General features: G+C 67.6%; 25 protein-coding genes. 14 read left to right on the forward strand and 11 right to left on the reverse strand.

What is annotated here, in order from left to right:
- Positions 1-5: 5 nt before the first annotated feature.
- Entirely contained in the window at positions 6-542 is a 537-nt protein-coding gene (locus ACS5PM_RS06550; protein ID WP_439386736.1) for a hypothetical protein, read from the forward strand.
- A 108-nt stretch (positions 543-650) separates the two neighbouring features.
- Here the strand turns inward: ACS5PM_RS06550 and ACS5PM_RS06555 are convergent, their stop codons facing one another.
- The 4 genes from ACS5PM_RS06555 to ACS5PM_RS06570 all read right to left on the reverse strand — a co-directional run bounded on the left by ACS5PM_RS06555 (position 651) and on the right by ACS5PM_RS06570 (position 3,522).
- Positions 651-1,025, reverse strand: coding sequence for a PEP-CTERM sorting domain-containing protein (locus ACS5PM_RS06555; protein ID WP_439386738.1), 375 nt, complete (start codon positions 1,023-1,025; stop codon positions 651-653).
- A gap of 339 nt (positions 1,026-1,364) precedes the next feature.
- Positions 1,365-1,655, reverse strand: a complete 291-nt coding sequence (locus ACS5PM_RS06560) for a ThuA domain-containing protein (protein WP_439386740.1) — start codon at positions 1,653-1,655, stop codon at positions 1,365-1,367.
- Positions 1,656-1,672: 17 nt separating this feature from the next.
- Positions 1,673-3,043 (reverse strand): GAF domain-containing protein, encoded by a 1,371-nt coding sequence (locus tag ACS5PM_RS06565; protein WP_439386742.1) that lies wholly within the window; start codon positions 3,041-3,043, stop codon positions 1,673-1,675.
- Entirely contained in the window at positions 3,040-3,522 is a 483-nt protein-coding gene (locus ACS5PM_RS06570) for a pyridoxamine 5'-phosphate oxidase family protein (RefSeq protein ID WP_439386744.1), read from the reverse strand. The genes ACS5PM_RS06565 and ACS5PM_RS06570 overlap by 4 nt, the downstream gene beginning before the upstream one ends.
- A gap of 121 nt (positions 3,523-3,643) precedes the next feature.
- Between ACS5PM_RS06570 and ACS5PM_RS06575 the strand changes: the two genes are divergently transcribed.
- The 3 genes from ACS5PM_RS06575 (at position 3,644) to ACS5PM_RS06585 (ending at position 6,022) form a co-directional block, all read left to right on the forward strand.
- A complete protein-coding gene (locus ACS5PM_RS06575) occupies positions 3,644-4,090 on the forward strand; it encodes a cupin domain-containing protein (protein ID WP_439386746.1) in 447 nt (148 codons plus the stop codon).
- 55 nt (positions 4,091-4,145) lie between these two features.
- Complete coding sequence (locus tag ACS5PM_RS06580; protein ID WP_439386748.1) at positions 4,146-4,580, forward strand: ester cyclase; 435 nt, start codon at positions 4,146-4,148, stop codon at positions 4,578-4,580.
- 224 nt (positions 4,581-4,804) lie between these two features.
- Entirely contained in the window at positions 4,805-6,022 is a 1,218-nt protein-coding gene (locus ACS5PM_RS06585; RefSeq protein ID WP_439386750.1) for an acyl-CoA dehydrogenase family protein, read from the forward strand.
- A gap of 31 nt (positions 6,023-6,053) precedes the next feature.
- On the opposite strand, the gene ACS5PM_RS06590 is transcribed toward ACS5PM_RS06585, so the two are convergent.
- Both ACS5PM_RS06590 and ACS5PM_RS06595 read right to left on the reverse strand, forming a co-directional pair.
- On the reverse strand, positions 6,054-6,419 hold the full coding sequence (locus tag ACS5PM_RS06590; protein ID WP_439386752.1) for a YfeK family protein: 366 nt from the start codon (positions 6,417-6,419) through the stop codon (positions 6,054-6,056).
- Positions 6,420-6,617: 198 nt separating this feature from the next.
- A complete protein-coding gene (locus ACS5PM_RS06595; RefSeq protein ID WP_439386754.1) occupies positions 6,618-7,613 on the reverse strand; it encodes a hypothetical protein in 996 nt (331 codons plus the stop codon).
- A gap of 184 nt (positions 7,614-7,797) precedes the next feature.
- Here ACS5PM_RS06595 and ACS5PM_RS06600 point away from each other — a divergent pair, with 184 nt between their 5' ends.
- Both ACS5PM_RS06600 and ACS5PM_RS06605 read left to right on the forward strand, forming a co-directional pair.
- Entirely contained in the window at positions 7,798-8,691 is an 894-nt protein-coding gene (locus tag ACS5PM_RS06600; RefSeq protein WP_439386756.1) for a LysR family transcriptional regulator, read from the forward strand.
- A 92-nt stretch (positions 8,692-8,783) separates the two neighbouring features.
- Positions 8,784-9,191, forward strand: coding sequence for a RidA family protein (locus ACS5PM_RS06605; RefSeq protein WP_439386758.1), 408 nt, complete (start codon positions 8,784-8,786; stop codon positions 9,189-9,191).
- Between the two features lie 142 nt (positions 9,192-9,333).
- Here the strand turns inward: ACS5PM_RS06605 and ACS5PM_RS06610 are convergent, their stop codons facing one another.
- Positions 9,334-10,203, reverse strand: coding sequence for an NmrA/HSCARG family protein (locus ACS5PM_RS06610; protein ID WP_439386852.1), 870 nt, complete (start codon positions 10,201-10,203; stop codon positions 9,334-9,336).
- 131 nt (positions 10,204-10,334) lie between these two features.
- Here ACS5PM_RS06610 and ACS5PM_RS06615 point away from each other — a divergent pair, with 131 nt between their 5' ends.
- On the forward strand, positions 10,335-11,210 hold the full coding sequence (locus ACS5PM_RS06615) for a LysR family transcriptional regulator (protein ID WP_439386760.1): 876 nt from the start codon (positions 10,335-10,337) through the stop codon (positions 11,208-11,210).
- A 109-nt stretch (positions 11,211-11,319) separates the two neighbouring features.
- Here ACS5PM_RS06615 and ACS5PM_RS06620 read toward each other — a convergent pair whose 3' ends face one another.
- Both ACS5PM_RS06620 and tuf read right to left on the reverse strand, forming a co-directional pair.
- Entirely contained in the window at positions 11,320-11,832 is a 513-nt protein-coding gene (locus ACS5PM_RS06620; RefSeq protein ID WP_439386762.1) for a hypothetical protein, read from the reverse strand.
- Positions 11,833-12,010: 178 nt separating this feature from the next.
- Positions 12,011-13,201 carry an elongation factor Tu gene (gene tuf / locus ACS5PM_RS06625; protein ID WP_439386853.1) on the reverse strand — a complete coding sequence of 397 codons (1,191 nt, stop codon included), beginning with the start codon at positions 13,199-13,201 and terminating at the stop codon, positions 12,011-12,013.
- Between the two features lie 872 nt (positions 13,202-14,073).
- Between tuf and ACS5PM_RS06630 the strand changes: the two genes are divergently transcribed.
- A complete protein-coding gene (locus tag ACS5PM_RS06630) occupies positions 14,074-17,199 on the forward strand; it encodes a diguanylate cyclase domain-containing protein (RefSeq protein WP_439386764.1) in 3,126 nt (1,041 codons plus the stop codon).
- 9 nt (positions 17,200-17,208) lie between these two features.
- Here ACS5PM_RS06630 and ACS5PM_RS06635 read toward each other — a convergent pair whose 3' ends face one another.
- Positions 17,209-18,132, reverse strand: coding sequence for a LysR family transcriptional regulator (locus ACS5PM_RS06635; protein WP_439386767.1), 924 nt, complete (start codon positions 18,130-18,132; stop codon positions 17,209-17,211).
- Between the two features lie 92 nt (positions 18,133-18,224).
- Here ACS5PM_RS06635 and ACS5PM_RS06640 point away from each other — a divergent pair, with 92 nt between their 5' ends.
- The 5 genes from ACS5PM_RS06640 (at position 18,225) to dctA (ending at position 23,232) form a co-directional block, all read left to right on the forward strand.
- Positions 18,225-18,896, forward strand: coding sequence for an RraA family protein (locus tag ACS5PM_RS06640; RefSeq protein ID WP_439386769.1), 672 nt, complete (start codon positions 18,225-18,227; stop codon positions 18,894-18,896).
- A 37-nt stretch (positions 18,897-18,933) separates the two neighbouring features.
- Positions 18,934-19,920, forward strand: a complete 987-nt coding sequence (locus tag ACS5PM_RS06645) for a Bug family tripartite tricarboxylate transporter substrate binding protein (RefSeq protein WP_439386771.1) — start codon at positions 18,934-18,936, stop codon at positions 19,918-19,920.
- 12 nt (positions 19,921-19,932) lie between these two features.
- Positions 19,933-20,571 (forward strand): 4-carboxy-4-hydroxy-2-oxoadipate aldolase/oxaloacetate decarboxylase, encoded by a 639-nt coding sequence (locus ACS5PM_RS06650; RefSeq protein ID WP_439386773.1) that lies wholly within the window; start codon positions 19,933-19,935, stop codon positions 20,569-20,571.
- Between the two features lie 26 nt (positions 20,572-20,597).
- Positions 20,598-21,563, forward strand: coding sequence for a Bug family tripartite tricarboxylate transporter substrate binding protein (locus ACS5PM_RS06655; protein ID WP_439386775.1), 966 nt, complete (start codon positions 20,598-20,600; stop codon positions 21,561-21,563).
- A 334-nt stretch (positions 21,564-21,897) separates the two neighbouring features.
- Positions 21,898-23,232, forward strand: a complete 1,335-nt coding sequence (dctA, locus tag ACS5PM_RS06660) for a C4-dicarboxylate transporter DctA (protein WP_439386777.1) — start codon at positions 21,898-21,900, stop codon at positions 23,230-23,232.
- A 279-nt stretch (positions 23,233-23,511) separates the two neighbouring features.
- Here the strand turns inward: dctA and ACS5PM_RS06665 are convergent, their stop codons facing one another.
- On the reverse strand, positions 23,512-23,937 hold the full coding sequence (locus ACS5PM_RS06665; RefSeq protein WP_439386779.1) for a hypothetical protein: 426 nt from the start codon (positions 23,935-23,937) through the stop codon (positions 23,512-23,514).
- A gap of 494 nt (positions 23,938-24,431) precedes the next feature.
- On the opposite strand from ACS5PM_RS06665, the gene ACS5PM_RS06670 reads away from it, so the two are divergent.
- Positions 24,432-25,601 (forward strand): SMP-30/gluconolactonase/LRE family protein, encoded by a 1,170-nt coding sequence (locus ACS5PM_RS06670; protein ID WP_439386781.1) that lies wholly within the window; start codon positions 24,432-24,434, stop codon positions 25,599-25,601.
- Positions 25,602-25,663: the final 62 nt, after the last annotated feature.

Raw genomic sequence — 25,663 nt, forward strand, 5'->3', positions numbered from 1 at the left:
CAATCATGCGAATCGAACTTCTTGTGCCGGCCCTCGTGTCGGCCCTCTGCCTGTCCGGCTGCGGGACGAAGGGGGTGGGAGAAACCGTGGCTCCGCTCTATTCTTCCTGCACGCATGTGACGGAGTCCCTGCCGACGTGCACGCAGATCAACAGCCAATGGGTGTGCCCGGTGAGCTTGAGCAAGAACACGGTGACGAACGTGCCGGGAGTGGATCCGTTCGAGCTGAGAGCCAAGGGCAACGCCAGCGTCGTGGTGGTGTGGCGCATCAGCGGTGATGCGGCGGCGAGGTTCCATGTCGACGACGGACCCACGTGGATCAATGTCTCGCCGGCCGATATGGCGGCGATCACTGACGCAGGCCCGACCTCGGACTCGAACGGCCTGGGAAGCGCCAGTTCGTCGGCCGAGCCGTACTATCGAATTCGCCTGGCCACACAGCCCGGCACGTCATCGCAAAACTTGAAGTACTCGATCAAGTACCACGACGGCAGTGGCAACGCCGTCGTGTGCGATCCCTATATCAACAACAGCGGCGGTTGACCGCGCGCCTGTGCAGCCCGGGCGGATGAGAACTCATCGACCCGGCTGCGAACATCCCTTCACCGTGACGCGGCAGTGGCTGCGCTGCGCCCGGCACGGTCGGGCTCCTCATTGGCGGCGAGAAATCACCACCGCAAGCGCCCCCAGGCCGGCCATCAGCATCAGCAGGGTGGGCGGCTCGGGCACGGGCCGGGCGTCTGCGCGGCCGCCGGGGGCTGTTTCTTCCTCCGGGAAGGCGGCGACCTTGACGCCCTTTTCTGCGGCAAGCGGTGGCTCGGCCGGGATGTCCAGAGGCCGTGCGGGAACCTGGCCGAAGGACAGGCTGCCCAGCGGCGATGGGGCCGTCCGGATCTCTATGCCACTCGCAGATGCGAACGAGACATCGGTTGCAAGCGGTTTCGTGTCTTCGCGCCCGATCTCCTGCGCCATCGCATTGGCGCCGCAGAGGACCAGCGTGGTCGCTGCCAGACGGACGTGTTTCATAGCCCCTCCTGCGGTGTCATAGTGAGACCCGCCTTGCGCAACTTCAGGCAAACCCCGATCCTCGAGCGGATCCCGCGGGCCCCCTGATCGAGGGATGCAAGTTGAGCGAAATGGCGCAGGGCCGGCAGCCGGCGCCCGGCACCTCCCGTAGGGCCCCCTTCAGGGGGATGGGGCGGGCGGGCACGGGACGGGACACTGCCTTCACCCCGCCAGCACCGCGCCCCTGACCGCGGGCCGGCTCCTCCTACCCCCATCCACGCGGTTGCAGATCGGCCACCGCCTTGGGAGCCGGCGGCGGGGCTTCTTTGCGCAGGATGGCCGCTGTCCAGCTCCCGCTGGTCACCGGCAACGGTTCCTGCGGCCGGCCCCCTGACTCATGCGCCAGCCCGATGCCGAGATGATGGCCCGGTGCACCACCACCGCGTTGCCGCCGCCGCGCATGTACTGCTCCACCTGCTGCCGCTGCTTCTCGTTCAACTCCTCTCCCGAGCTGTTCGGGAAGACGATGGCCGCGTACTTCGAGAGATCACCCTCCATCGCCTGCGCCTGCAGCGCCCACGTCACTCGAACGAATGTGGTGGGGCAGAGGAGGGTGGCGGTGAGGGCGGCCAGGGTCAGAGCTTTGTTCATCGGACAGAGCGATACGTTCAAAGCAGGTCGAGTGGTCGGCCGACGACGAACCTGAAGCGGCCGCGGCCGGTCTTCTCGATCTGCAGAGGGCCGCCGCGTTCCGCCAGTCGCCGCTGCAACAGAACGAGACGCACCTCGAGGTTGTCGTCGACCTCGGGCAGGCGCAACTCGCTGGCCGATGCGCGCAGCTCGCGGTTGCTGAACTCGACGCGGCCGCTTTGCACATGCTCGCGCGCGAGCTTCCACAAGATGGCCCCGGCGACACCCCGGATCAGGTACTCGTCGTCGGCGAACACGCTGTTGTCCTTTGCGTGCAGCCGCAGACGCAGCGCCGGCGCACCCGCAGCCTGGGGCGCCGGGCTGGCCGGGGCTGCGGCGGCAGCAGGGCGCAGCGACGCGTCGTTGGCGTGCAGGCCGGCCAGCAATGCGCCGAGTTGCCCGGCCAGCAGCATGAGCGCGTCTTCGTCGTCGTAGCTGAAGAACTGGTCGTGCTGGCTTTCGACGAACAATGCACCGACGATGCGCGAGCGGGCGCGCAGGGGCACCGCCAGCTGGCTGCGCGGCGCAGGCAAGCCGGGCAAGGGAATCTCGGCCGAGACGGCCTGCGCCAGCCCCAGTTCGTCGATGACGCCGCGTGCCGCGCGGCCGTAAACCATCGACAGGCTCATGTGGCCGATGCGGATGGGCACGCCTTCGCGAACCGCCGTGCCGACCAGGCCAACGCCGACCTGCAGTTCCGCGCCGATTCGATGAGCGCCGTAGCCGTGGCTGGCCACCAAGGTGAGCGCCGGGCGATCGGTCTCCAGCATCCACAGCATCGAATGTTCGATCAGGAGTTCTCGCGCGAGGCCGTCCATCAGCGTGTCCAGCATTTCGGCGGCGTCGTCGCAGCGTGCCAGCGCCTCGGACACCCGCCGCGCGCCGGCAGCGACATCGCAGCGCGGCGCCATCGACGGCATGTCCAGGCGGCCCGGCACGCGGCGCAACTCGAGGACTCGATAGACGTCGGCGCCGCGCAGGTGGAACACGCCGTCCATGCCGCTGTGCGAGGCAATGCCGGCGAGCTTGGCGCGCAGGCGCTCGAACAGCGGCCCCTCGGTTTCCGTTCGGAGGTACTCGATCTGCATCACGAAACCGGTGCCGCTGGCCGGATCGTCGAACGAAAGACAGGCCCGGCGCGTGGCCAGGATGTTGGCCCGGCTGGCGTTCTGGAACTGCCAGGTCAGCGCGACATGGTTCTCGTCCACATACTCGGCGTGCGAGACGTGATTGACGTGCGGCATGCCGTCGGGCGTGACCGTGGTCATCGAAGGCGGCATCAGGCCCTCGAGCAGGCGGCGGATGCTCTTGAGCGACACGCTCAGGTCGCCATGCCCGGACGCGCTCATGAATTCAAGTCCAAGGCATGGCCGGCCCCCGGGCCGGGGGTCTGGCTCCAGGCGCCTTCAGGGGTGAAGGTGATGGCGACGAGGGCACCCGGCGGCACTGCATACAACGCCTCGGCGTAGCCCGGCGGGAAGCCGAAGGGGGCGAGTTGGGCGGCAAACCTGCGCAGCCGCTCGGCCACCAGCGCACGCTCACGCGGCCCGTCGGCTGCGCTCACCTGCGCATCCCGGCCCTTGAGGTGTACGGCTCGGTAGTCGCCCGGCGCGACGAGGCACAAGGCGATGCGACCGTTGATGCGGATCGCTTCGAGCAGCTCGAATCCCTGCACGCCCGACATCAGCACACGCAGCCTGCCGTCGTCCAAGGCCTGGGCGGCGAGGGCGCGGCAGATCAGCGGGCGGCCTTCGGCGGTGCAGCCGCCGACCTGGTGTGCCACACCGGTGGCGAGGAAACCGAGCATTTCGTCGGTGAGGCGGGCCATGGGGCGAATTCTCGGCTCTTAAGGAGAACTTCAGATCAGCTTCGGCGCTTGTTCAGAACGCGGGCGCGACCACGCGACCAGACTGAAGGCCTTGTTCAACCGCTTCAACGAGGAGCATGCCATGACAGACACCGAAGCCTTCGTCACCACGCCCGACCAGCGCCCTTCGCCGCTGGACGTCGTGGGCGTTGCCATCACCGTGCTGGCGCCTAACACGCGCACTGGTTCGTACGAGATCACACTGCAGGAGGGGCCAGAAGGGGCCGGGCCGCCGCCGCACTCGCATCCCTGGGACGAGAGTTTCTACGTCACCCGCGGCTCGGTGCGGTTCTCCGCGGGCGGTTCCGACCACTCGGCCGGCCCGGGCACGCTGGTGCATGTGCCGGCGGGCACGGTGCATGCATTCAGCTTCGGCCCCGGCGGCGGCGGCATGGTCGAGTTCAGCGGCGCCGGCGGGCAGGCGACTCGCCTGTTCAGTTCGCTCGCCAGCGAAGTTCCGGAAGGGGCAGCCAACCTGCCGAAGTTGCTGGGAGTGATGCACCGCCATGGCGTGGTGGTGGCCGCATAGATCGCCAGCATCGGCGCCTGCCCACGTCCCACGTCTGCTTCACAAGGACACGACCATGAACACACCGCAACCCCTCGTGCACCCTACCCCCAGGGGGACCGTGATGGCCTTCTACGAGGCCTTCGATCAGGGCGAGCTGCGACGCTTTGGCGGCATCGGCGCGCCTTTCGAGGCCCGGGTCTTCGGTGCGAAGGTGCTCGACTGGCCGGGCTTCCTGGCCTTCGGCGAGGCTTTCCGCGAGGGCTTCCCCGATGGCCGGCATGTTTTCGACTTCGTCATCGCCGAAGGCAACAGCGTGGCCACCATCGGGTGCTACCGCGGCCGCCATACACGCGCCTTCATGGGCGTGGCGGCCACCCACCGGCCAGTCGACTTCACGGTCATGCATGTCGACCGGGTGCAAGACGGCTGCATCGTCGAGCACCGAGGCATCGGCGACATCAACACCCTGTGGAGCCAACTCGGCGTCGAGCGGCCACCGTCGGCCTGAATCGAGGTCTCGACCGGCCGACCCGCTCTGCGCCTGTTCCGCGCTCGCCTCAAGCGTAAGCCGCCGTTCAACTGCGTTGGCTGCGGCGCAGGGGTTGGCGCGGCTCGGCCCTGTTCCGTGGCCCCACGCCAGTGCCTCGGCGCAACCCACTTGTGGTGTATCAAGCCCGGCATCAGCCCCGGCGAATAAGGTAGGCGTCTCGTCATCCCGTGGAAGGCCCTGCCGTGAATCTCGTCGTCAAGCCCGTTGCTCCCGCCTCGCCCGCCGGCCCGGAGCAGGCGGCTTCGGCCCGTGTCGAACGGGTGCGCCAGATCGCCCGCGAGGTGGCCGGCCCGGCAGCGCAAGCGGTGGACCGCGACGCGCGCTTCCCCCGAGAAGCCATCGATGCGCTGAAGACCGAGCAGTTGCTTTCCGCGCACGTGCCGCAGCGCTTCGGCGGCCTCGGGCTGGGCATCGCGGAGCTGGGCCAGATGTGCGAGGCGCTGGGCCAGCGCTGCGCCTCGGCCGCGATGGTGTTCGCCATGCACCAGGTGCAGGTGGCCTGCCTGGTCCGCCATGGCAGCACCCCGTTCTTCGAAGGCCATCTGCACGAGCTGGTGCGTGACCAGCGGCTGATCGCGTCCGTGACCAGCGAGGCGGGCGTGGGAGGATCGGTGCGCACCAGCATCTGCCCGGTCGAGACCCAGCCGGACGGCAGCTGCCTCGTGCGCAAGGAGGGCACCGTCGTGTCGTACGGCGACGCGGCGGACGACTTGCTGATCACCGTCCGGCGCCACGTCGAATCGGTGGCCGGGGACCAGGCCATGGTGCTGGCCCGCAAGCCCCAGTGCGAGATGCAGCAGGCGGGCACGTGGGATGCGATGGGCATGCGAGGCACCTGCAGCCCGGGCTACACCATCACCGCCCGCTTCGGCCCGGAGCAGATCGTGCCGGCGCCCTTCGCCGACATCAACGCCCAAACCATGGTGCCGTGGGCGCACATCCTGTGGAGCTCCGCCTGGCTCGGCATCGCGACCGACGCGGTGGCCCGCGCCCGCGCCTTCGTGCGCGACACCGGCCGCAAGATGTCCGCCACGCCCCCCACTGCCGCGCGCCTCAGCGACGTGTCGGCCCAGCTGCAGCTCATGCGCGTCCAGGTGCGCGAATGGGCCAGCCGCTACGACCGCATGACGGCAGCCCCGGACGGCGGCGCGCAAGAGCTGTCTTCGGTGGCCTGCGCAGTCCAGCTCAACCACCTCAAGCTCGCCAGCTCCGAGCTGGTGGCCGACATCTGCGCCAAGGCGCTACGCATCACCGGCACCACTGGCTACCGCAACGACTCGCCCTACAGCATCGCCCGCCACCTGCGCGACGCCCACTCGGCGGCGCTCATGATCGGCAACGAGCGCATCCATGCGGCCAATGGCGCGCTGCAGATGGTGTATCGGGACGAGGCGCTTTAGGCGCTTGCCAGCCCGCTGAAGGCCTCAGGCATCACGGTTTGCCTTTGCCGGCCGGAACACGCAGGGCTGCCAACTGCTCCGTGAGCCAGACCTTGCTCTCGACGGCCGGTTGCCCGCCGCATTTGACCTGATAGGCCTTGCCCGAGGAACTGCTCCTGGAAGCCGCCAGCTCGATGAACTGCTCGGCACTCTGGACGGTGCCTTTGCCTTCCAGGTACTCCAGCTTGCGAAGCAGGTGATCTCTGGCCTGCAACCCGGTGTACCAGGAACCGTTGCGGCTGAACTCGCAGCCGGATGCTTGCAGCCTGGCCATCAACGCCTCGACCTCGGCTCGTACGGACGCCGGCGTCGGAGCCGCAGATGCAAGAAGGCACCAGAGGCTTGTGGCGATGACCATGAATGGGCGCTTCATGAGAAATGGTGCGATCTAACGTTGGAAATACAAGGACTCGGCGGCCGCACCGGGCTAGACGGCAAATGAGATGGCGAAGGCGATGTCGAGCACGCCAGCGATGGAGCCCCCCAGGAGCACGGCGGAAGATAAGCGTTCATGAGGGAGGCCTGGGCACTGGCCACAGCCTGGCGCGGACTGCGATCAATCCAGCGGTGTCAGGATCGCCGAATGCGGCGCGGAGTCTCCAGGCGCCGTGCCGCGCACCAGGATCTGGCCCGACTTGTTGATGCTGAGGGCACGATCCAGCGACCAGCCGGCGCCGCTCGCGTCGAGCATGGTCGAGAGGTCCTGCATCCGGGAGCCATCGGCGCGCATGTCGCGGACGAAGGGATGCCACTGACCCTTGCGCGTCTGCGCGGAGCCGACGACGACATCGGAGTTGTTGACCGCCGTCGCCTCCGAGCGCGCGCCGCCGAGCGTCCCCACCTTCTGGATCTTCCGGCCGTTCCAGAAGAAGCCTTCGCGCAGGTCGTAGGCTGCATCAGCCGCCGTGCCGACGACATGGGCGTGGCCGTTCAGGTCGCTGGCGAGGCTTTGCGTGTACCCGGCGAGCACTCCCAGGTCCGTGAACGTGCCGGCGCTGTACAGGTAGGCTCGCTGCTGGTGGCTGAATGAAATGTCGGTGAAGGCGATCTGGTCATTGGCGTTGATGGCGACGCCTTGGGCGTAGGCGCTTATCTGCACCAGCTTCGAGCCATCGCATCCGGGCGCGAAGTACATGACGAGGGTCTCGGCGTCCACCGCGCCGTTGAGGACGCAATTGCCCTTGTCGTTGATCGAGGTGACATAGCTGCCGGCGAAGCCCTGGCCGAGATCCACGAACATGCCGGAGCTGGTCCAGATCGCCGCATCGGGATAGCCGGCGCTCCCCACGACGACCCCTGCGGCATTGATCCCGTACGCATCCCCCACGGTGTAGGGGTTGTCGAGCCTTTGCATCTCGCCGTCCGTCCAGACGGCGGCATACCGTTGACCGGTGCTGGTGTCGGTGCCCGCCGCCTGGCCCTTGGCATTGATGTGGACGGCCTCGCTGCTCGCGCCGAGATCCTGCAGGTGATATTGGGTGGGCAACGCCCACAGCGCGGGTGCGGTGACGCAGCAGGCGGCGCCAAGAGCAAGACGAAGGAACCGATGCATGTTGATGTCCTCTCTGAAGATTGTGGGCCGGAGCATATTTCAGTTCGCGTCGACTTCGGCAGCGTGACAGGCCGTTCTCGCGGCCCCTGCCGATGACGGCTATCCTCGGCAACCCATTGCCATCTTCGCGGCAGATTGCGCTCGCGACCATGGCATTCGCAGATCGCCCCCACGGTGGCCGTCCATGATCGAGAAGCTGGAACTCAACCACCTGCGCATGCTCAGCGCCCTCTATGAGCAGGGCACGGTGTCGGCGGCCGCCGAGGCGCTCGACGTCTCGCAACAAGCCGTGAGCCTGCAGCTCAAGCGGACCCGTGAGATTCTTGGCGATCCCCTGTTCGTGCGCACCGGCCACGGCATGGTGCCGACGGCCTATGGCCAGCTGATACAGCCCCATGTCCGCCAGTTGCTGGCGCTGGTTCACGCCATGCCGCTGCCGGCGTCGATCCCGCTGGTGGAGGTCGAGCGCACCTTGAGCATCTCGGCCACCGACCATGCCCAACGCCTCGTCGTCGGCGACTTGATCAGCGAGCTGCGCCGCGCGGCCCCGCGGGTCCGTGTGAAGGTCTCGAACATCGAGAGCGCCGCCCTGGTCCGCCGGATGCAGGAGGGTGAAATCGGCGTGGCCTTCACCACCAGCGGCTATGTGCCCGAAGGCCTGCTGACGATCCCGCTCTTCACGGAAAGGTATGTGTGCGTAGCCGGCAGGCCGCTGATCGAAGGGCCAGGCTCGCTGCCTCTGCAGGCGCTCGTGGCCCATGACTTTCTGGTGGTGTCTCCGGCGGTGCCGACCTTCGACGGCTCAGCGGGCCAATGGTTCGAGCAGCAGGGGCTGCGGCGCCGCGTCGTGGCGTCGGTGCCCTCGTTCTTCATGGCAGCCGAGTACCTGCGCCAGTCCGACATGGTGGCCTTCATGCCGTCGCGGCTGCTGCCCTGCGAAGGGCTGTTCGAGGTGCCGCTCGAGAAGTACCCGCCGGGCTTCGAGGTGGTCGCGGCTTGCCACCCCTCGGCGATGTCCGACCCGCTGCTGAGCTGGGTCCTCGGCCACGTACGGGCCCGGTTCGCTCCCGCGAGATAGCACCGCTTGTGACGGCTACAAGCCCGGCGGCATGGCGCGCGGTGCAGGCCTTTCCTAAGCTGTGGCCCATGGCAAACCACATGGAACGACGCATGAGCACGAAGCTGATCAACCCCGCAGGCCTCTACGACGGCGCACCCGTCGGCATGTCGCAGGCCAAGGTGGACCTGGAATCCCGATTCGTCTTCGTTTCGGGCCAGGTCGACTGGGACCGTGAGTCCCGCGTCCGCCACGCCACGCTGGAAGGACAGGCCGAAGGTGCCGTCGAGCACCTGGCCACGGTGCTGAACCAAGCCGGCTCGTCGCTGGACGACGTGCTTCAGCTGCGGGTGTACGTGCGCGGCGAATTGGCGGATGGCATGTCACAGCTCGTGCCGGTGCTGGCCCGCCACTTCGGTGCCGTTCGTCCGGCGTTGACGGGCATCGGCGTGGCTTCCCTCGCATCGCGCGACACGCTCATCGAGATCGAGGCGTTGGCGAAGTTGGCGTCAGGCGGGTGACGGGGGATCCCTGAAGTCCAGCAGCCTCGCCACGGGGATCCTCGTCGCATGGGCGTTCAGCCGATGGCCTCTTGCGCTTCTTGGCAATCACGTCGGGCAAATCGCCTGGAGCTTCGCGCCATGGCGATCGGGGAAGGATCGGCTACGCCGCGGCCACGGACTCGTTGACGAAGTCGGCGTACTTGCGCAGAGGACGGCCGAGGATGGCCTCCAGCCGATCCGCCGCGCCGTGGGAACCGTGCATGCCGAACTTCTGAATCCCGGCCATCATCAGGCGCATGTCGTAGGCAAGCCAGGACGGCGACGACGAGGCGATCTGCCCTTCGAAAGCCGCGACGTCGTCCCCACCGTAGCGCACATCGCGTCCGAGCGCGGCACTCCAGATCCCGGCGGCCGATGCTCCGGTCAACAGCTCGGGCCCGACCAATTCCAGGGTCACGCGCGGCAGCGGTGCGGGCGCGCGGTTGCGCCGCTGCAGTTCGGCGACGGCGATGTCCGCGATGTCTCGCGCATCGATCATGGCGACGCCCGTCGAGCCGATCGGCATCGGGTACACGCCGTAGCCCTGGATCACCTGCTGGACCATGCGCTCGTTCTGCATGAAGTAGGCGGGGCGAAGGATGGTGGCCGGAATGTCGAGGCTCTCGATCATTCGCTCGACCGTGTGCTTGCCGGTGAAGTGCGGCACGTTGGTGAACTTGTCCGCATGGATGACCGACAGGTAGACCACGCGCTCGATGCCGGCCTCGCGAGCCAGGTTCAGCGCGACGAGGGCTTGCGTCACTTCGTCGGGCGTGACGGCATTCAGCAGGAACAGCGTGCGCACCGACGACAGTGCCGCGCGCAATGAGGGTACGTCGGTCAGGTCGCCGACGACTTCCTTGACGCCTGCTGGAAAGGCCTGCTTTCCGGGCGTGCGAACGAAGGCGCTGACTTCGGCGCCGGCGGCGGCGAGGCCCTGGACGACGAGGGAACCGACGGTGCCGGTGGCACCGGTGACGAGAATGCTCATGGAAGTCTCCTGGGGGTGGTGGGAGGTGGTCATTTCAGCGGTCTGAGAGTGGCGATGGCGAGAAGATAGTTCGTTGCATCGGCAAAACGAAGACGCCAGAATGTGGACAGACCGTTTCATATTTGGAACCAATGGATCTGAACGCACTGACCGACTTCGCGCTCGTCGCATCGCACGGAGGACTGGGCAAGGCGAGCCGTGCCAGCGGGAGATCCAAGGCCACCTTGTCACGCCGCATCACGGACCTGGAAGAGCAGCTCGGCGTGCGACTCATAGAGCGCAGTGCCCGCGGGCTCAAGCTCACCGAAGCCGGCCAGATGCTGATGGAACGCACGGAGGGGCCCATGCACGAGGTGGCTGAAGCCATGACTGCCGCCCGCGAAGGCTTGTCGGCACCGCGTGGACGCTTGCGTGTCGCTTCGCCGGTGCTGTTCTCCCAGCTGGCGATGGGTCGCCTCTCCGCCGAGTTCTGCGCGGCCTACCCCGAAGTCACGTGCGAGGTGGTGGCCGAGGATCGCATGGTCGACCTTGTCGAGGAACAGTTCGACGCGGTGATCCGCGTCAATCCGAGCCCGGACAGCGGCCTCGTCGGCCGGTGCTTCGCCAAGGACCGGCTGGTGGTGGTGGCCGCGCCCTGCGTGCCTGTGCCAAAACGCGGCAAGGTCAGACCCGTTCCCAGCATCGTGTCCTCGACTTTTCAAGCCACGACTTGGACGCTCGACGACGGACGCCTTGTTCTGGAGCCGATCCCGAGGCTGAGACTTTCTTCTTTCCTGATGATTCGCGACGCTGCCATCGCCGGGGCCGGTGCTGCCCTGATACCGCAGTCCATCGCATGGAACCCATTGACCCGTGGCGAGCTGGTTCAGTGGGGCACGGTTTCGGGCGCAGAGGTCGCGCTCTGGGTCTTGCATACGTCGCGACGACTCCCGGCGCCGAAGGTTCGGGCCTTCGTCGACTTCATGTGCGAGCAGTATCCCGAGGCGTCCCTCGTGCTGAATGGCTAGAAGACGGCGCGTTCGAATTCGCGAAGGGTCGCCCGCGGTCTTTCCGGGGCAGCGTCATGGCCTGCCAGCACCGTGGCCGTCGGCCCGTGAATCAAGTGCAGGCTGGTCTTCAGCGCATCGTGAACGGGGGAGAGTACTTTCCAGTGATGTCGATGGGCTCGCCCACGGGCGCTGCCCAGCCGTTGTACTGGCCCGCTTTGCAATTAAGCCTCTTGTCGCGTTCTGACTGGACCACGATGTTCCTGTTGATGTCGCTGACGACATAGACCAGGGTGCGCCCGTCATTAGGATGGACGACCGTGGCGAGCGACACGCCAATCAGCTGAAAGTCGTACTTGAGGTACGCCGGTCCGGAGCAATCGGTCGTCTCGTAGACGAGAGGAATCGACTCGAAATTCGCCTTGGTGAAGTCAGGGCCGGTAACGCCCATCCGCAGCGCGAACAGTTTCTTGTCCTCGCGCATGACAACGTACGAACCTCCGGACCACAGAACCCGCCCGACAGTCTTGCCATTGGCGTCCTTGAATCCGAGCGGCAGCTGGTTGCGCTGGTCTGCCACAACCGCGGATGACCCCAGGAGAGCGCTGACAAAAGCAGCCAGCGCCAAGGCTTTTTGCACCATTTCAGATCCCTCCAAGTGCCCGGTGGGCGTAGCTTTTACTCCTGCAGGGGAGCTCGTTCAAGGCGCTGACCTTTGGGGGAACAGGGCGGCGTCTGGGCCGGCCGCGTGACCTCGAGGCAAGAAGAAGCCCCTGGCGCCCGACAAGCAGGCGACAGGGGCCGGTTGCGGCGTCAGCCTTTCAGCCGAGCACCTCGGTCACGATGCCTGCGCCGACGGTCTTGCCGCCTTCGCGCATCGCGAACCGCATGCCGTTCTCGATGGCCACAGGCTTGCTCAGCTCGAAGCTGATCTGCGCCTGGGCGCCCGGCTCGACGACCCCGGTCTGGGTGTCGACACGAATCACGCCGGTCACATCGGTCGGCCCGAAGAAGAACTGCGGCTGGTAGCCGGATCCGAACGGGGTATGCCGCCCGCCTTCGTCCTTGCTGAGGACAAAGATCTGCGCACGGCCCGTCCGGTACGGCTTCACCGCGCCCGGCTTCACGACGACCTGGCCTCGCACGACGTCGTCGCGCTTGACACCGCGCAGCAGCAGGCCGACGTTCATACCCGCCCGGGCTTCCGCAACGTCCTTGTGGAACGACTGGACGCCCGTGACGACCACCTGCCCGTCCTCGGCCGCGAAGCCGACGATCTCCAGGCTGTCGCCAACGCGGATCACGCCACGTTCCACGCGGCCGCTGACCACGGTGCCTCGGCCCGCGATGGTGTGCACGCCCTCGACCGGCATCATGAACGCGCCGTCGTAGTCGCGCACCGGATCAGGAATGCGCGAGTCCAACGCGTTCACGAGATCGATCACGCATTGCACGTCCGGGCCTTCGAGGTCGCCGCGCTCGGCCGCCGCCAGTGCCTTCAGTGCGCTGCCGAAAACGAACGCGACATCGTGGTAGCCGTGGGCAGCCAGCAGCGCGCCGATCTCCATTTCGATCAGCTGCTCGATCTCCGCCCTGTCACTGTCGGCCACGAGGTCCATCTTGTTCACGAACACCACCATGTGGCCGACGTTGACCTGGCGCGCCAGCAGCACGTGCTCGATGGTCTGCCGAGCGGCGCCTTCGGTGCCGTCCACCAGCAGGATCGCTCCGTCCATCTGAGAGGCACCGGTGATCATGTTCTTGATGTAGTCGGCGTGCCCCGGGCAATCGATGTGCGCGTAGTGGCGGCGCTCCGATTCGTACTCGACATGCGAGGTGTTGATCGTGATGCCGCGCTCACGCTCCTCCTTCGCGTTGTCGATCTGCCCGTAGGACAGCGCGCGGCCGCCGGTGCGTGCGGCCTGCACGAAGGTGAGGGCGGCCGTCAGCGTCGTCTTGCCGTGATCGACGTGGCCGATGGTTCCCACGTTGACATGAACCTTGTTCATCATGATTTCTCCAGTTTGAGTAAAGAGCCGACCGGCTTCGCTGGCCAGGCGAGGCTGTCGGCGGGTTGTCGGCGCGCGCGCCGGACTGGGGGTGCCCGCCATGCGGGCGAAAAAAAACCTGCGGGGTGGACCACCCGGCAGGCTTTCTGGCCTGAAGGGTGGACCTCCAGGCGCACAAGGACCTGGACGCTCTACACGAACGAATCCACGGAGTCGAGCCACTGCACTGCGCTGGCGGCGCATGCAGTGCAAGACAGTTCTCGTTCGTGGCTCATGTCCAGGGCTCCAGCTGTGCAGGCAAAAAACAAAAGACCCGGTGGCTCATGGCCTGCCGGGTCTTGCGGGACTCAGGAGGCCGAGCCTCCGGGTGTGCGAAAGGCTCTAGGGAAGCAGCTCTGCGCCAAAGCGGCGCGACGCATCCGCCGCTGCTGCGGTGCGGGTGGTCGACGACATGCTTTGCGAGGTGAAGAGATGCTTCATCGAATTTCTGGTGGGCGGGTGTCTCGTGCGTCTGGCCGCTGGCATGGCGCAACGGCAAATTTGCGAGGGCGGCAGACTATCACCGCGATGTCGATCCAGCAATGATGGCGTTGCGCCTGCGCAGCAGCGAACGATCTCGTGGCCTTCCGCCCGTTGACCCCGCAGGCAGCTTCAAGGCGCCCGCCGGCATGTCTCTGCGCGTTGCCGAGGGAGGGGTCCAGCTCGCGTCTCAGCCTGCGTGGCTTGGCCGTCCGCAACGTCACCCGCAGAAACCCGCCCCCTTCATCCGCTCCTTCGCACCCAACCTGCCCAATCCTCCGCGCGCCGCGATTAAATTCCACCTGCCCAGCGCCGAAGAGACTCGTACCTGGCGCCACCGCGCCCGGATGGCCGGCATGCGACGAGCTTCTCTCATTCACCTTCTCTACCGTTGGCTTTGGGCGGTCCTGTGCATTGCTGCACACGGCGGCGCCCTGGCCGCCGAGGCCGGTGAAGGGGATGCCTGGGCCGGGCGTTCGGATGCCGTGTTCAGCCGGGTCCTCTCGGAGGCGCTCTCGGTCACCGACCTCGTCCAGGACAAGGACGGGTTTCTCTGGGTCGCCACGCAAAGCGGCCTGGGTCGCTGGGACGGCTACCAGCTGCGCCGGTACGCGGGCGACATAGGCACGCCGGGCGCACTGCCTGACAGCTACGTGCTCACGCTGGCCGTCGATGGCAGTGGCGGCCTGTGGGTCGGCACCAGCGCCGGCGGCCTGGTGCGCTACGACGCTGCGACGGATCGCTTCGTGTCGCCGCTGGCAGGCGACGCTGCGCTCACGCGCAACAGCGTCTTCGCCATGCTGGACGATGGCCAGGGCGGCCTGTGGGTCGGCACGGGGGGCGGCCTCGATCATCTCGATCCCCTGCGTGGCACCGTGGTGCGGCATGCGGCTGGGGCCCGCACGCGCGGCTTGCCCGACCGCTCGGTGCAAGCCCTGCTGCGTGACGCCGGGGGTGCCCTTTGGGTCGGGACGGACCAGGGCCTGTTCCGGCTGGCCGCCGGCGCCGAGAGGTTCGAGCGGGTGTCCCTGCCGAGCAGCGAAGCGGGCGAGCCCTTCGTGGCCTATCTGCGGCTGGACGATGGCCAGAGGGTGTGGGCGGGCACGCGCTCGCATGGGGCCTTCGTGCTGGAGCCGGGTTCGGTCGACGCCGTGCCGCTGCATCGGCTGGTCGGCGGCGCCCGGGCCGGCTTGGCCCGGGCGGCGATCCGCGGGATGACGCTGGGCGCGCCGGGCGAGGTCTGGCTGGGCACGGATGGCGAAGGCATCGACCGTGTGGACACGCGACAGTGGCAACTGCGGCACGTGCGCCACCAGGCGCGCGGCGCCGCCAGCCTGCCTGACGACGACGTCAGCGCGCTGTACCGCGATCGCAGCGGCCTCGTCTGGGTGGGCACCGACAGCGGATTGAGCTACCACGACGTCCGGCAGGCCGGGATCAGCACCTGGCTGGGCGGGACGGGCGACGAGCGGGGCATCCATCACCCCAACGTGCCTTTCGTGCTGCCCCGGCCCGATGGCCGCGTGTGGCTGAGCGTCGGCGACGGCGGCATCGACGTGGTGCAGCCGGAGCTCGGCGTGGTGGCGCGCCTGCGGCCCGAGGCCTCGTCCCCTCAGTCGGCGCTGCCGCCCGGGCGCGTGCTGTGCATGGTCTCGGCGCCTTCGGGCGAGGTCTACATCGGCACCCAGCGCGGGCTGTACAAGGCCGACGCAGACGGCCGCGTCGTCCGCCGGCTGGAGGTGCCGGGCCGCGCGCCCACGGCGTCGATCTGGGCCATGGCGATGCAGGGCACGAGGTTGTGGTTCGGCGGTCTCGATGGCCTGTGGGGCGTCGACCCCGTGGGTACGGCGGGCCTGCAGGTGGCCGTCCGCGAGGACGGCACGCGTCTGGGCGAGCAGCGCATCACCGCCTTGCTGCAGGCCGACGCAGGCACCTTGTGGGTGGGCACCCGCTCAGGAGTCGTCCGGCTGGACACCGCCACGCTGTCGGTGAGCCGGCCGTTCGCGCCGGGCGCCGGGGCGAACGGCCTGCCCACCGGGTATGTGTCGTCCATGCTGCTGGACCGGCGCGGGCGGCTGTGGGCGTCCTTCTTCGGCGCCGGCGTTCGGGTGGTGGAACTCTCTGCGTCCACGTCGGCATCCGCATCCGCCGTGCACCGCCTCACCCGGGCGCAGGGCCTGCCGCACGACGGGGTGAATGCGCTGGTGATGGACGCCGGCGGCGACGTCTGGGCCAGCACCGACGCGGGTCTGGCCCGCATCGCGGCCGGCACCCTGGAGGTCAGGGCCTTCGACGCCTCCGACGGCGTGGGCGTGCCCACTTACTGGACGAGCGCGGGCGCCGCCATGCCCGACGGCCACCTGCTGTTCGGCGGTGGCGGCGGCCTGACCATCGTCGACCCGAGACGTGTCGACGCCGAACGCCCCTCGGCGCCGTTGGTGGTGACCGAGCTGCGATTGGGCGAGGAGGCGGCGCTGCCGGGGTATCTCACGTCCGGCTCGGCCCGCGCCCCGTTGGCGATCGGTTCGGGTCGACGCAGCGTGCTGGCCGAGTTCGCCGTCCTGGACTACACCTCACCCGGGCGCAACCGCTACCAGTACCGCTTGCGCGGCATCGATCGTGACTGGATCGGCACCGACCCCAAGCGCCGGATCGCCGCCTACACCAACCTGCCCGTGGGCGACTACGTCCTCGAGCTTCGGGGCGCCGGCGCTCACGGCTCCTGGTCCCGCACGCTGGAGCTGCCGCTGCGCGTGCTCCCCGCCTGGCACGAGACCGTGTGGTTCCGCGCTGCCGCGGCCTTGGCCGCGGTCGGGCTGCTGGCCGCCCTGGTGCAGGGCCGCACCGTTTACCTGCGGCGACGCCAGCGTGCGCTCGAGGCGCTGGTGGCCGAACGGACGACCGCGCTGGAGCAACGCACCCTCGAGCTTCAGCAAAGTCAGCAGCAGCTGGAGAAGATCGCCTACTTCGACGGCCTGACGGGCCTGGCGAACCGGCGCATGTTCAACGACGAGGCGCGGCGGATGCTGGCGCAGGCCCGCCGAGACGGCAGTGGCCTGTGCCTGCTGTTGATCGACCTGGACCACTTCAAGCAGATCAACGACACCCTGGGCCACCAGACGGGTGACGCGGTGCTGGCGGCCATCGGCAACCGGCTCGGCACCGCGGTGCGCGAATCCGATCGGGTGGCGCGGCTGGGCGGCGACGAGTTTGCCGTGCTGTTGCCCGGCACGACGAGCAACGCCGGGGTGCGGCAGGTCTGCGATCGCATCCTTGCCCGGATCGCCGCCCCGCCATCCGACGAGGCCGTCCCGCTGCTGCCCGGCATCAGCATCGGCGCCGCCTGCTTCCCTCGTGATGCGGCCGACGTGGATGGCCTGTACAAGGCGGCCGACATCGCCCTGTACGACGCCAAGCACGCAGGGCGCGGCCGATGCAGCTTCTACTCCGAGACGCAGCCCGTCCCGGTCGAAGCCGGCTGACGCGCTGCGCTACCGGGCCGTGCGCTTCGGCACACGCGCAGCCCTTGCCGTCGTCGCCACGAGCGTCTCGACGAAGTCCAGGGCCACCTTGCTCTGCTCGCCGGTCTTCGTGACGGCGAACACCGCCGCCTTGTCAGCCAGCCTGGACATCGGCACGAAGGCCAGGTCGCGTCGGCTGCCGAACTCCACCGAGCGCCCCACCAGGCAGAAGCCGAGGTGGGAGGCCACCATCCCGAGGGCAGTGTGGATGTCGCTGGCTTCGTGCGCGACGGGCGACTGGCCGCCGGCCTCGCGCAGCAGGGCGATGGTGTGTTCCGCGAAGCGACTCTGCGGGTCCTTCGGGTAGGTGATCAGGCCGGTCTGGCTCAGGTCCGCCGGGTGCAGGAGCTTGCGTCTGGCCAAGGGGTTGGTCGCAGGCAGGGCCACGACGAACGGATCATCCAGCAGCCGCTTGAACTCCAGCTCGTCGATCGAGGGCACCGGCCCCACGTAGCGCGAAACACCCACCTGGATGCGTCCGGTCTGCAACTCCGCGTGCTGGTGTTCCGACAGCAGGCTCATGAGCTCGACCTTGACGTTCGGGTGGCTGGAGCGGAACGCCTGGATGGCGTTGGGCAGGATCGAGAAGATGGTCGAGCGTGTATAGCCGATGGCCAGCACGCCACTGCGGCCGGCAGCCACGCTGCTCGCCTCCTGCTGCAGGTGTGCTGCGTCGGCCAGCAGCGCCTTGGCACGAGGATGGAAGTAGCGGCCCAGTGCCGTGAGGTCCATCGGCCGGCGAGAGCGGTCGAACAGCTCCCCGCCGAGCTCCTCCTCGAGTTGCCCCAGCTGCATGCTCAATGCCGTCGGCGCCACATGCAGCCGGCTCGCTGCAGCCACCGCACTGCCCGCCTCGACGATTTCGCAGAAGTAGCGCAGTTGCCGTAGGTTCATTAAAACTGATCCTACGCTCAGAAATCGATGCTGGCTATCGGTCATGCTGGATTCGATACTGGGCTCACCGAACACCAGCCCAGGACCCCCTCATGAACGCTTCTGTCGAATCGATCGCCATACCGGCCGGCGCCCGCGAACTGAGCACCGCAGAGGTCTCCGACGCCCTCGACGCGCTGCGCCTACCGGGCAGCGTGCTGGGCATCGGGCACGTGGCTGGGCGCGCCCGCGTGTTCGGGCCGGCGTTCACGGTCCGCTATGCGCCCGTGGACGTGGCGCAGCCGGGGACCGTGGGCGACTACCTGGACGACACGCCCGAAGGATCCGTCGTCGTGCTGGACAACGGCGGGCGCGTCGACTGCACGGTGTGGGGCGGGATCCTCAGCCAGCTGGCCGCCCACCGCGGCATCGCGGGCACCGTCATCCACGGCGTGTGCCGCGACACGGCCGAAGCCGAGCAGGTGGCCTATCCGCTGTACGCCTGCGGCCGCTTCATGCGCACCGGCAAGGACCGAGTTCAGGTCGAAGCGGTCGGCGAGACGGTCAGCCTGGGCGACGTGCGCGTCTCGGCCGGCGATTTCATCGTGGGCGACGAAGACGGCGTCGTCGTCGTGCCCAGGGCCCGGGTCACCGAGGTGTTCGAGCGGGCGCTCGCCCTGCGCGGGGCCGAGCAGCGCATCGTCGCCGCCACGCTGGCCGGCGCGTCGCTCACCGAGGCGCGTCGCCAGGCGGCGTACCACACGCTGCAGCGCGCCGCCTACTGATCGAACGTCGACGGCCCAGACACCCAGGAGACAGTCCATGAACATCCGTTTCACGTGCCGCGCGGCCACCATCCCGCTGCTGGCCGCGACCCTCGGCGCGGTCATGCCCGCGGCGAACGCTGCTGACGCCTTCCCTTGCCAGGTGCTGAAGATCGTGTCGCCCTACCCGGCAGGCGGCACCACCGACATCCTGGCCCGCCTGATCGCGCCGGGCCTGGCCAAAGGCCTGGGCGTGCCGGTGATCGTCGACAACAAGGCCGGCGCCAGCAGCAACATCGGCACAGAGTCGGTCGTGCGCTCCGCACCCGACGGTTGCACGGCCTTGCTGGGCAACAACACCGGCATCGCGATCAACCGGAACCTCTACCCGTTGAAGTACGACCCGACGCGCGACCTGACCGCCGTCGGACTGGTGGCGTCGACGCCGCTGCTGCTCTACGTGAACGCCGAACTGCCCGCCAGGAACGTGGCGGAGCTGGTCGACCTGCTGAAGAAGTCGCCCGGAAAGTACAGCTACGCGTCGGGCGGCAGCGGCAGCCCGCAGCACCTGCTGGGCGAGATGATCAAGATGCAGAAGAACGCGTTCATGGTCCACATTCCCTATCGTGGCCAGGGCCCGGCGCTGCAGGACGTCCTGGGCGGGACGGTGCCGATCGCGTTCGAGACGGTCACTGCGCTGACGCCGCAGTTGAAGTCACCGCGCATCCGCATCCTGGCGATCACCTCGGCCCAGCGCTTTGCGAAGCTGCCCGATGTGCCGACGATGAACGAGTCGGGCTTCAAGGACTTCGCCTTCGAGAACTGGTACGGACTTTTCGTGCCCGCCAGGACGCCGGCGAACCAGGTCGAGCGCCTGTCGCAGGAACTGCAGAAGGTGCTCAAGTCCCCGGAGGTGACCGCCAAGCTCGCCGACCTGGGCTCGCGTGACGTGGGCGGCACGTCGGAGCAGGCCACCCGCTTCATTGCCAAGGAAGTCCCGCTCTGGGAAGCGGTCGTGAAGCGCTCGGGCGCCACGGTCGATTGAACAGGGGCGCAGATGGACTGGCAAGCAATCTACGAAGAGCTGCGCGCATTGGGCGCGGCGACGGTGTACGAGGCGCAGGGCGCCAAAGGGGCCCTGGACAGCGGGATCAAGCCCATCGACCCGCGTTCGCGGCTCGTGGGCCCGGCACTGACCGTGGACACACGACCCGCTGACAACCTAATGCTGCACCACGCCTTGCTGAAGGCGCGACCTGGCGACGTGCTCGTGGTCGACGCCAAGGGCTTCCTGGAGGCCGGGCCGTGGGGCGACGTGCTGACCGCGGCGGCCATGAAGCTGGGCATCGCCGGGCTCGTGATCCACGGTGCCGTCCGCGATTCGAGCACCATCGAGCAGCTGGGCTTCCCGGTGTTCTGTCGCGGGCTGTCGATCAAGAGCACGGGCAAGGCACAGGCCGGCAGGGTGAACGTGCCGGTGTGCATCGGCGACGTCGAGATCCACCCCGGGGACATCGTCGTGGGCGACCGCGACGGCGTGGTGGTCGTGTCGCCGGACGAGGTCGCGTCGGTGCTCGAAAGCGCACACGCCCGTGAAGCCAAGGAGAGCGGCTTCCGCGCCGCCATCGAGCACGGCGCCAACACCTGCGAGTTGCTCGGGTTGATGCCCACGCTCGAGCGGCTGGGGCTGCGTTGATGTCATCCACCGCCGGAGAACGACCCATGAAGCTGATGCTCAAGCTCCTTTCTTTGCTGGTGACCAGCGCCGTGCTCCTGCCCGGCGTCAAGGCGCAGTCGTATCCCGAGAAGTCGGTCCGCCTGATCGTGCCCTGGCCGGCCGGTGGCGCGGCCGATGCGGTCGGGCGCGCGGTGGCGGCATCGCTGACCTCCGACCTCGGCAAGACCGTGTATGTCGAGAACATCGCCGGGGCCGGCGGCAACATCGGCACCCAGCAATTCATCCGCTCCGCGCCCGATGGCTACACGCTGCTGCTGGCCACCAGCTCGACGAACTCCGCCAATCCGTACCTCTACAAGAAGACCGGCTTCGACCCGGTCAAGGACTTCACCCCGGTGGCTTCACTGGGCGTGATTCCCAGCGTGCTGGTCGTGCCGGCCGCATCGCCGTTCAAGACACCGCGCGATGTGATCTCCGCCGCCAAGGCGGCACCCGGCAAGCTGGCCTACGGCTCGGGTGGCATTGGCAACTCGGCCCACCTGGCGGGCGAGTTGTTCAAATCGGTGGCCAAGGTCGACCTCACCCATGTGCCTTACAAGGGCAGCGGCCCGGCCCTCACGGACGTGATGGGTGGTCAGCTCGACCTGATGTTCGACACCGGCGCATTCCCGTACGTCAAAGGCGGCAAGATCCGCGCGCTGGCGGTCGCGGCCGAGAAGCGCAACCCGTTGATCCCGGACGTGCCGACCTTCGAAGAGCTGGGCATCAAGGGAATGATCATGAACGCCTGGTATGGCGTAGCCGCCCCAGCGGGCACCCCGGCGCCGGTCGTCACCAAGCTGAATGCTGCAGTCAACGAGGCATTGAAGTCCGGGGTCCTGGCCAAGCGCCTGGTCGATATCGGCGCGGAGGTGAGAGCAGGCTCGCCAGAGGACTTCTCGAAATTCTGGCGCGCCGAACTTGCTCGCTACGACGGACTGGTCAAGCTGACTGGGGCGACATTGGATTGACTCGGCGCTCGGCGAACGGGATTGCACCCAGAACCCGCAATCGTCCACCATCGACAAGTCGGGTTGGCTGGCCATTCTGAGCCCTCTTCATTGATGCCGGAACCGGATCAGTTGATCTTGAAGATGCAATTCTCTTTTGCAATGAGGGCGCCCATCATCGCGCTCCATGAACCGAGTCATTCCCTGCGTCCGGGTGCGGGTCGGCATCTCCCTCGGCCCTGAGCCCATTCGGGCGTGATGGTGGACACCTGCGCCAAGGCACGCCCGCACGACCCGTTTCCACGAGCCGACGCAGATCGGCCGAGCGCCGCTCCCCACTTCCGGAGACAGAACCATGAAGCCCAGCAAGCTGATCAAGCTTCTCTACGTCCAGGTCCTGATCGGCCTGGTCCTCGGCATCACGGTGGGCCACTTCTGGCCGGACATCGGCGCTGCCCTGAAACCGCTCGGCGACGGCTTCGTGAAGCTCGTGAAGATGATGATCGCGCCCATCGTCTTCTGCACCATCGTCAGCGGCATCACATCCTTGAACGACTCGCGGGAGATCGGCAAGACCCTGCTGAAATCGATGGGGCTGTTCTACGCGCTGACCGTGCTGGCCCTGCTCACCGGGCTCGCGGCCGTGTTCCTGCTGCAGCCGGGCGCCGGCATGCACATCGACCCCAAGCTTCTCGATGCCTCGGTGGCGGCCAAGTACTCGGCCCAGGTGCCGCCTCGCGGCTTCACCGAATTCGTCCTGCACATCATCCCGGCGTCGTTCTTCGGTGCCTTCGCGGAGGGCGAGGTGCTGCCGGTGCTCCTGCTGTCCGTGCTGTGCGGGTTCGGCCTGGCCCGGATCGGTGCCGGTGGGCGCGCGGTGCTCGACGGCATCGACGGCATGGCCCACATGCTGTTCGCGGCTTTCGGCTTCATCATGCGGCTGGCGCCGCTCGGCGCCTTCGGTGCGATGGCGTTCACCGTCGGGCGTTATGGCATCAAGTCCATCGGTTCGCTGGGCATGTTGATCGGTACCTTCTACGTCGCGTGTGTCTTCTTCGTGGTCGTCGTGCTGGGCCTGCTGGCGAGGATGCATGGCATCAAGCTGTGGCAACTGTTGCGCTACATCCGCGAAGAGCTGCTGGTCGTGCTGGGCACCTCGTCGAGCGAGCCGGTGCTGCCGCGGCTGTTGATGAAGCTCGAGCGCCTGGGTTGCAAGAAGGGCATCGTCGGGCTTGTCCTGCCGACCGGCTATTCGTTCAACCTCGACGGCACGGCGATCTACCTCACGCTGGCGTCGATGTTCATCGCCCAGGCCTGCGACATCCACCTCACCTGGACGCAGATCGGCGCGATGCTGGGGCTGATGCTGTTGACTTCCAAGGGCGCAGCCGGCGTCACCGGCAGCGGCTTCGTGGCCCTGGTCGCCACGCTCACCGTCATGCCGGACCTGCCCGTCGCCGGGGTCGCGCTGATCGTGGGGATCGATCGCTTCATGTCGGAGGCGCGCGCGCTGACCAGCACGATCAGCAACGCGCTGGCCTGCATCGTCGTTTCGATCTGGGAGAAGGCGTGTGACCGGGAGGTCCTCACCCGCGAACTGGCGCAGGACTTCGCCAACAGCGAACTGGCGTTGGAGGAGGAAGCCAACCTGGTCAGCCCGCCGAGCTCAGGAGCGCTCCATTCGGTCTGAGTGCCAAGGTGGATGCGGCACAGGCACAGACCATGTACCGCGTGACGCGCCTTGCTTCACCCTCCTGCTACGCGTACGCCGCTCAATGCGAGCGGCAAGGTCCTCGCGCTGGGCTGGAACGGGGACTCGCACCACGACCAGCGATCGGGGAGCGCGCTGCTTCTTGACCTGATTTCGGGGGCGCAAGCATGTCGCTCTGAGCAGGTCAAGACCATGACCATCATTCACCCTTTCACGCGTGCAAGCGAAACCCTGACACTGCCATGCAAACAGGTTCGGTCAAGGTTTCGGCGTTGCCGACTTGCGGTGCAGGAAGGTCAACACCGGCGAGCGGCCACCCTGCGTCGGAAAGGCGGTGTTGACCGAGTCGAAGACGTCGGCCAGCGATTCCTTGTACAGATCGTCAACGGCCTCCACCCATGCGCGATGGCCGTCCTCGCCGTAGGCGAAGGCTTGGATCGCGCACAAGGTCCGACGGCAGTCGATGGCGATGACTTCGAAATCGCCGGCGCCGCCATGCCGCCCAAGCTCATCGCGGATCAGCCGCTCGGATTCGGTTGCCCAGGCATCCTCGCGCGGCTCGCGCTCGAGCAGTTCATGGTCGGCAGCGGCTAGCAGGGTTTCATGGATCAGGGTCTGGTGATCGCTCGACAGCGCGAACGATGACTGCACCGGGCTTGCCTCCGTTCGCGCGGGCAGCGTCACCGCCGGTGTTGACGATGCAGGCGACGCCGAGCCGGGAGACGGAGCGGCCGGCACGGGCGTCTGCAACCGACCGCTCGACGCTGGGGCGGCGGCGCCGGCGGGCGCCGGCGACAGAGATGCCGGTTGCGTCTCGCGAAGTCCGGCGGTGGGGCCTGGAGTCGCGACGACAGGCGGGAGTCGGGCCTCTCGAGATTCGCCGCCCCCTCGAAAGGCGAGCAGCGCCGCGGCAGCAGCGCTGCCACACAACAGGGCAATCAGGAGTGCGCGCATGGACGGCAGCGGCTTGAAACTCAACAGCACCCAGTATGGGCCTGACCACAGGCGCTGACCCGGTCGCGGCGGCGCTCGCCCGGTAGCGACCGTGGCCGAACTTCGGCCTTGGTCCGAGCAGTCGTTGACTTGCCGCCGCTGTTTTGATCTACCCCCTAGCTGGACGCTTGGAGCCGAGTGGGTCGCTGCGCAGAATCCAGCGTGGCAACGCATCGGAGGCCTTCATGAACCCCAGTCGCCGGTCACTGGTCTATGCCGCGCTCGGCCTGACGGTCGGCCTCCCCTCTGCCGCCTTGGCCAGCTTTCGGCGGTCCATCGCGACGCAGATCGAGTTCACGGTGATCCGGGACATGGACGCCAGCGTTCCCGACGCCATCGGCCCCTTGGTGTTCGGTCCCGACGGCAACTTGTATGGAGTCAGCGAGGACAGCGGTCGCCGCCATGCCGGGCTCATCTTCCGCGTCGAACCGGAGGGCGGCGGGCTGACCGTCCTGTATGAATTCGACCATTCGCCAGGCCGCTTCCCCGCGGGCCTGACCCTCGGGTCGGACGGCTTGTTGTACGGCGTGTTGCGTTGGGGCCCTGAGGACCACAGCTTCGGATTCGTCTACCGCATGACGCTGGACGGCGAAGTCACCATGTTGCAGGGACCGCTGCCGTGGTCGCCTGACGGCCCGCTGCTAGAGGCCAGCGACGGGCGGTGGTACGGCACCGCCGGCGAGGAATGGGACGGTTGGCCCCACAAGATCTACCGGATGCCATTCGACTGCAGCAGCGTCGAAGTGGTGCACGAGTTTTCCGGGCTGGAGGGGAATCATCCGGGTGGGCTGATCGAGGCGCGCAACGGCCTGATCTACGGCAGCGCCACCTATGGAGGCACGCAAGGCAAGGGCACCGTGTTCAGCATGACGCCGGATGGGCAACTGACCCGGCTGTACTCGTTCGAGGCCCACGGGCGATACCCTGCCGGACTCGTCCTTGGCCCGGCCGGCCAGTTGTTGGGCACCACCGAGGCAACCAAACCCAAGAACCGGTATCGCAACGGCACCATCTTCAGCATCCATCGCCAGTCCGGCAAGCTGAAGACGCTGTTCGACTTCCCGAAGCCGCTGGTGGACGGCAAAGGTCCTGTGCCGCTGGTGCGCGGCCGGGACGGCCTCTACTACGGCGCGACCACCGGCGATGGCAAGAACAGCAACGGCACGCTGCTGCGCATGACGCCCGAGGGGGTGGTGCAGACGCTGTTCCAGTTCAACCGGTTCGGCGACACCTCTCAAGGCGGCGCGCCCTATGTTCGCCTGACGGAGGGCGCCAACGGCGAGTTCTACGGATTGACGAAGAGGGGCGGAGCAAACGAATACGGCACGCTCTTTCGAATGCAGGTGATGGCGTAGCTTCTCGTGCGGCCGGCGGGAAGCTGGCTCTCAGCCATCCACCGCTCCAGCCCGGAACATTG

It is taken from the genome of Ideonella flava, assembly GCF_051857595.1.
GTDB lineage: Bacteria > Pseudomonadota > Gammaproteobacteria > Burkholderiales > Burkholderiaceae_C > Ideonella.

Bases quoted from the DNA above. Each gene is read 5' to 3' on its own strand.
- ACS5PM_RS06550 (WP_439386736.1), top strand. From the start codon at position 6: ATGCGAATCGAACTTCTTGTGCCGGCCCTCGTGTCGGCCCTCTGCCTG.
- ACS5PM_RS06555 (WP_439386738.1), bottom strand. From the start codon at position 1,025: ATGAAACACGTCCGTCTGGCAGCGACCACGCTGGTCCTCTGCGGCGCC.
- ACS5PM_RS06560 (WP_439386740.1), bottom strand. From the start codon at position 1,655: ATGAACAAAGCTCTGACCCTGGCCGCCCTCACCGCCACCCTCCTCTGC.
- ACS5PM_RS06565 (WP_439386742.1), bottom strand. From the start codon at position 3,043: ATGAGCGCGTCCGGGCATGGCGACCTGAGCGTGTCGCTCAAGAGCATC.
- ACS5PM_RS06570 (WP_439386744.1), bottom strand. From the start codon at position 3,522: ATGGCCCGCCTCACCGACGAAATGCTCGGTTTCCTCGCCACCGGTGTG.
- ACS5PM_RS06575 (WP_439386746.1), top strand. From the start codon at position 3,644: ATGACAGACACCGAAGCCTTCGTCACCACGCCCGACCAGCGCCCTTCG.
- ACS5PM_RS06580 (WP_439386748.1), top strand. From the start codon at position 4,146: ATGAACACACCGCAACCCCTCGTGCACCCTACCCCCAGGGGGACCGTG.
- ACS5PM_RS06590 (WP_439386752.1), bottom strand. From the start codon at position 6,419: ATGGTCATCGCCACAAGCCTCTGGTGCCTTCTTGCATCTGCGGCTCCG.
- ACS5PM_RS06595 (WP_439386754.1), bottom strand. From the start codon at position 7,613: ATGCATCGGTTCCTTCGTCTTGCTCTTGGCGCCGCCTGCTGCGTCACC.
- ACS5PM_RS06600 (WP_439386756.1), top strand. From the start codon at position 7,798: ATGATCGAGAAGCTGGAACTCAACCACCTGCGCATGCTCAGCGCCCTC.
- ACS5PM_RS06605 (WP_439386758.1), top strand. From the start codon at position 8,784: ATGAGCACGAAGCTGATCAACCCCGCAGGCCTCTACGACGGCGCACCC.
- ACS5PM_RS06610 (WP_439386852.1), bottom strand. From the start codon at position 10,203: ATGAGCATTCTCGTCACCGGTGCCACCGGCACCGTCGGTTCCCTCGTC.
- ACS5PM_RS06615 (WP_439386760.1), top strand. From the start codon at position 10,335: ATGGATCTGAACGCACTGACCGACTTCGCGCTCGTCGCATCGCACGGA.
- ACS5PM_RS06620 (WP_439386762.1), bottom strand. From the start codon at position 11,832: ATGGTGCAAAAAGCCTTGGCGCTGGCTGCTTTTGTCAGCGCTCTCCTG.
- tuf (WP_439386853.1), bottom strand. From the start codon at position 13,201: ATGATGAACAAGGTTCATGTCAACGTGGGAACCATCGGCCACGTCGAT.
- ACS5PM_RS06630 (WP_439386764.1), top strand. From the start codon at position 14,074: ATGCGACGAGCTTCTCTCATTCACCTTCTCTACCGTTGGCTTTGGGCG.
- ACS5PM_RS06635 (WP_439386767.1), bottom strand. From the start codon at position 18,132: ATGAACCTACGGCAACTGCGCTACTTCTGCGAAATCGTCGAGGCGGGC.
- ACS5PM_RS06640 (WP_439386769.1), top strand. From the start codon at position 18,225: ATGAACGCTTCTGTCGAATCGATCGCCATACCGGCCGGCGCCCGCGAA.
- ACS5PM_RS06645 (WP_439386771.1), top strand. From the start codon at position 18,934: ATGAACATCCGTTTCACGTGCCGCGCGGCCACCATCCCGCTGCTGGCC.
- ACS5PM_RS06650 (WP_439386773.1), top strand. From the start codon at position 19,933: ATGGACTGGCAAGCAATCTACGAAGAGCTGCGCGCATTGGGCGCGGCG.
- ACS5PM_RS06655 (WP_439386775.1), top strand. From the start codon at position 20,598: ATGAAGCTGATGCTCAAGCTCCTTTCTTTGCTGGTGACCAGCGCCGTG.
- dctA (WP_439386777.1), top strand. From the start codon at position 21,898: ATGAAGCCCAGCAAGCTGATCAAGCTTCTCTACGTCCAGGTCCTGATC.
- ACS5PM_RS06670 (WP_439386781.1), top strand. From the start codon at position 24,432: ATGAACCCCAGTCGCCGGTCACTGGTCTATGCCGCGCTCGGCCTGACG.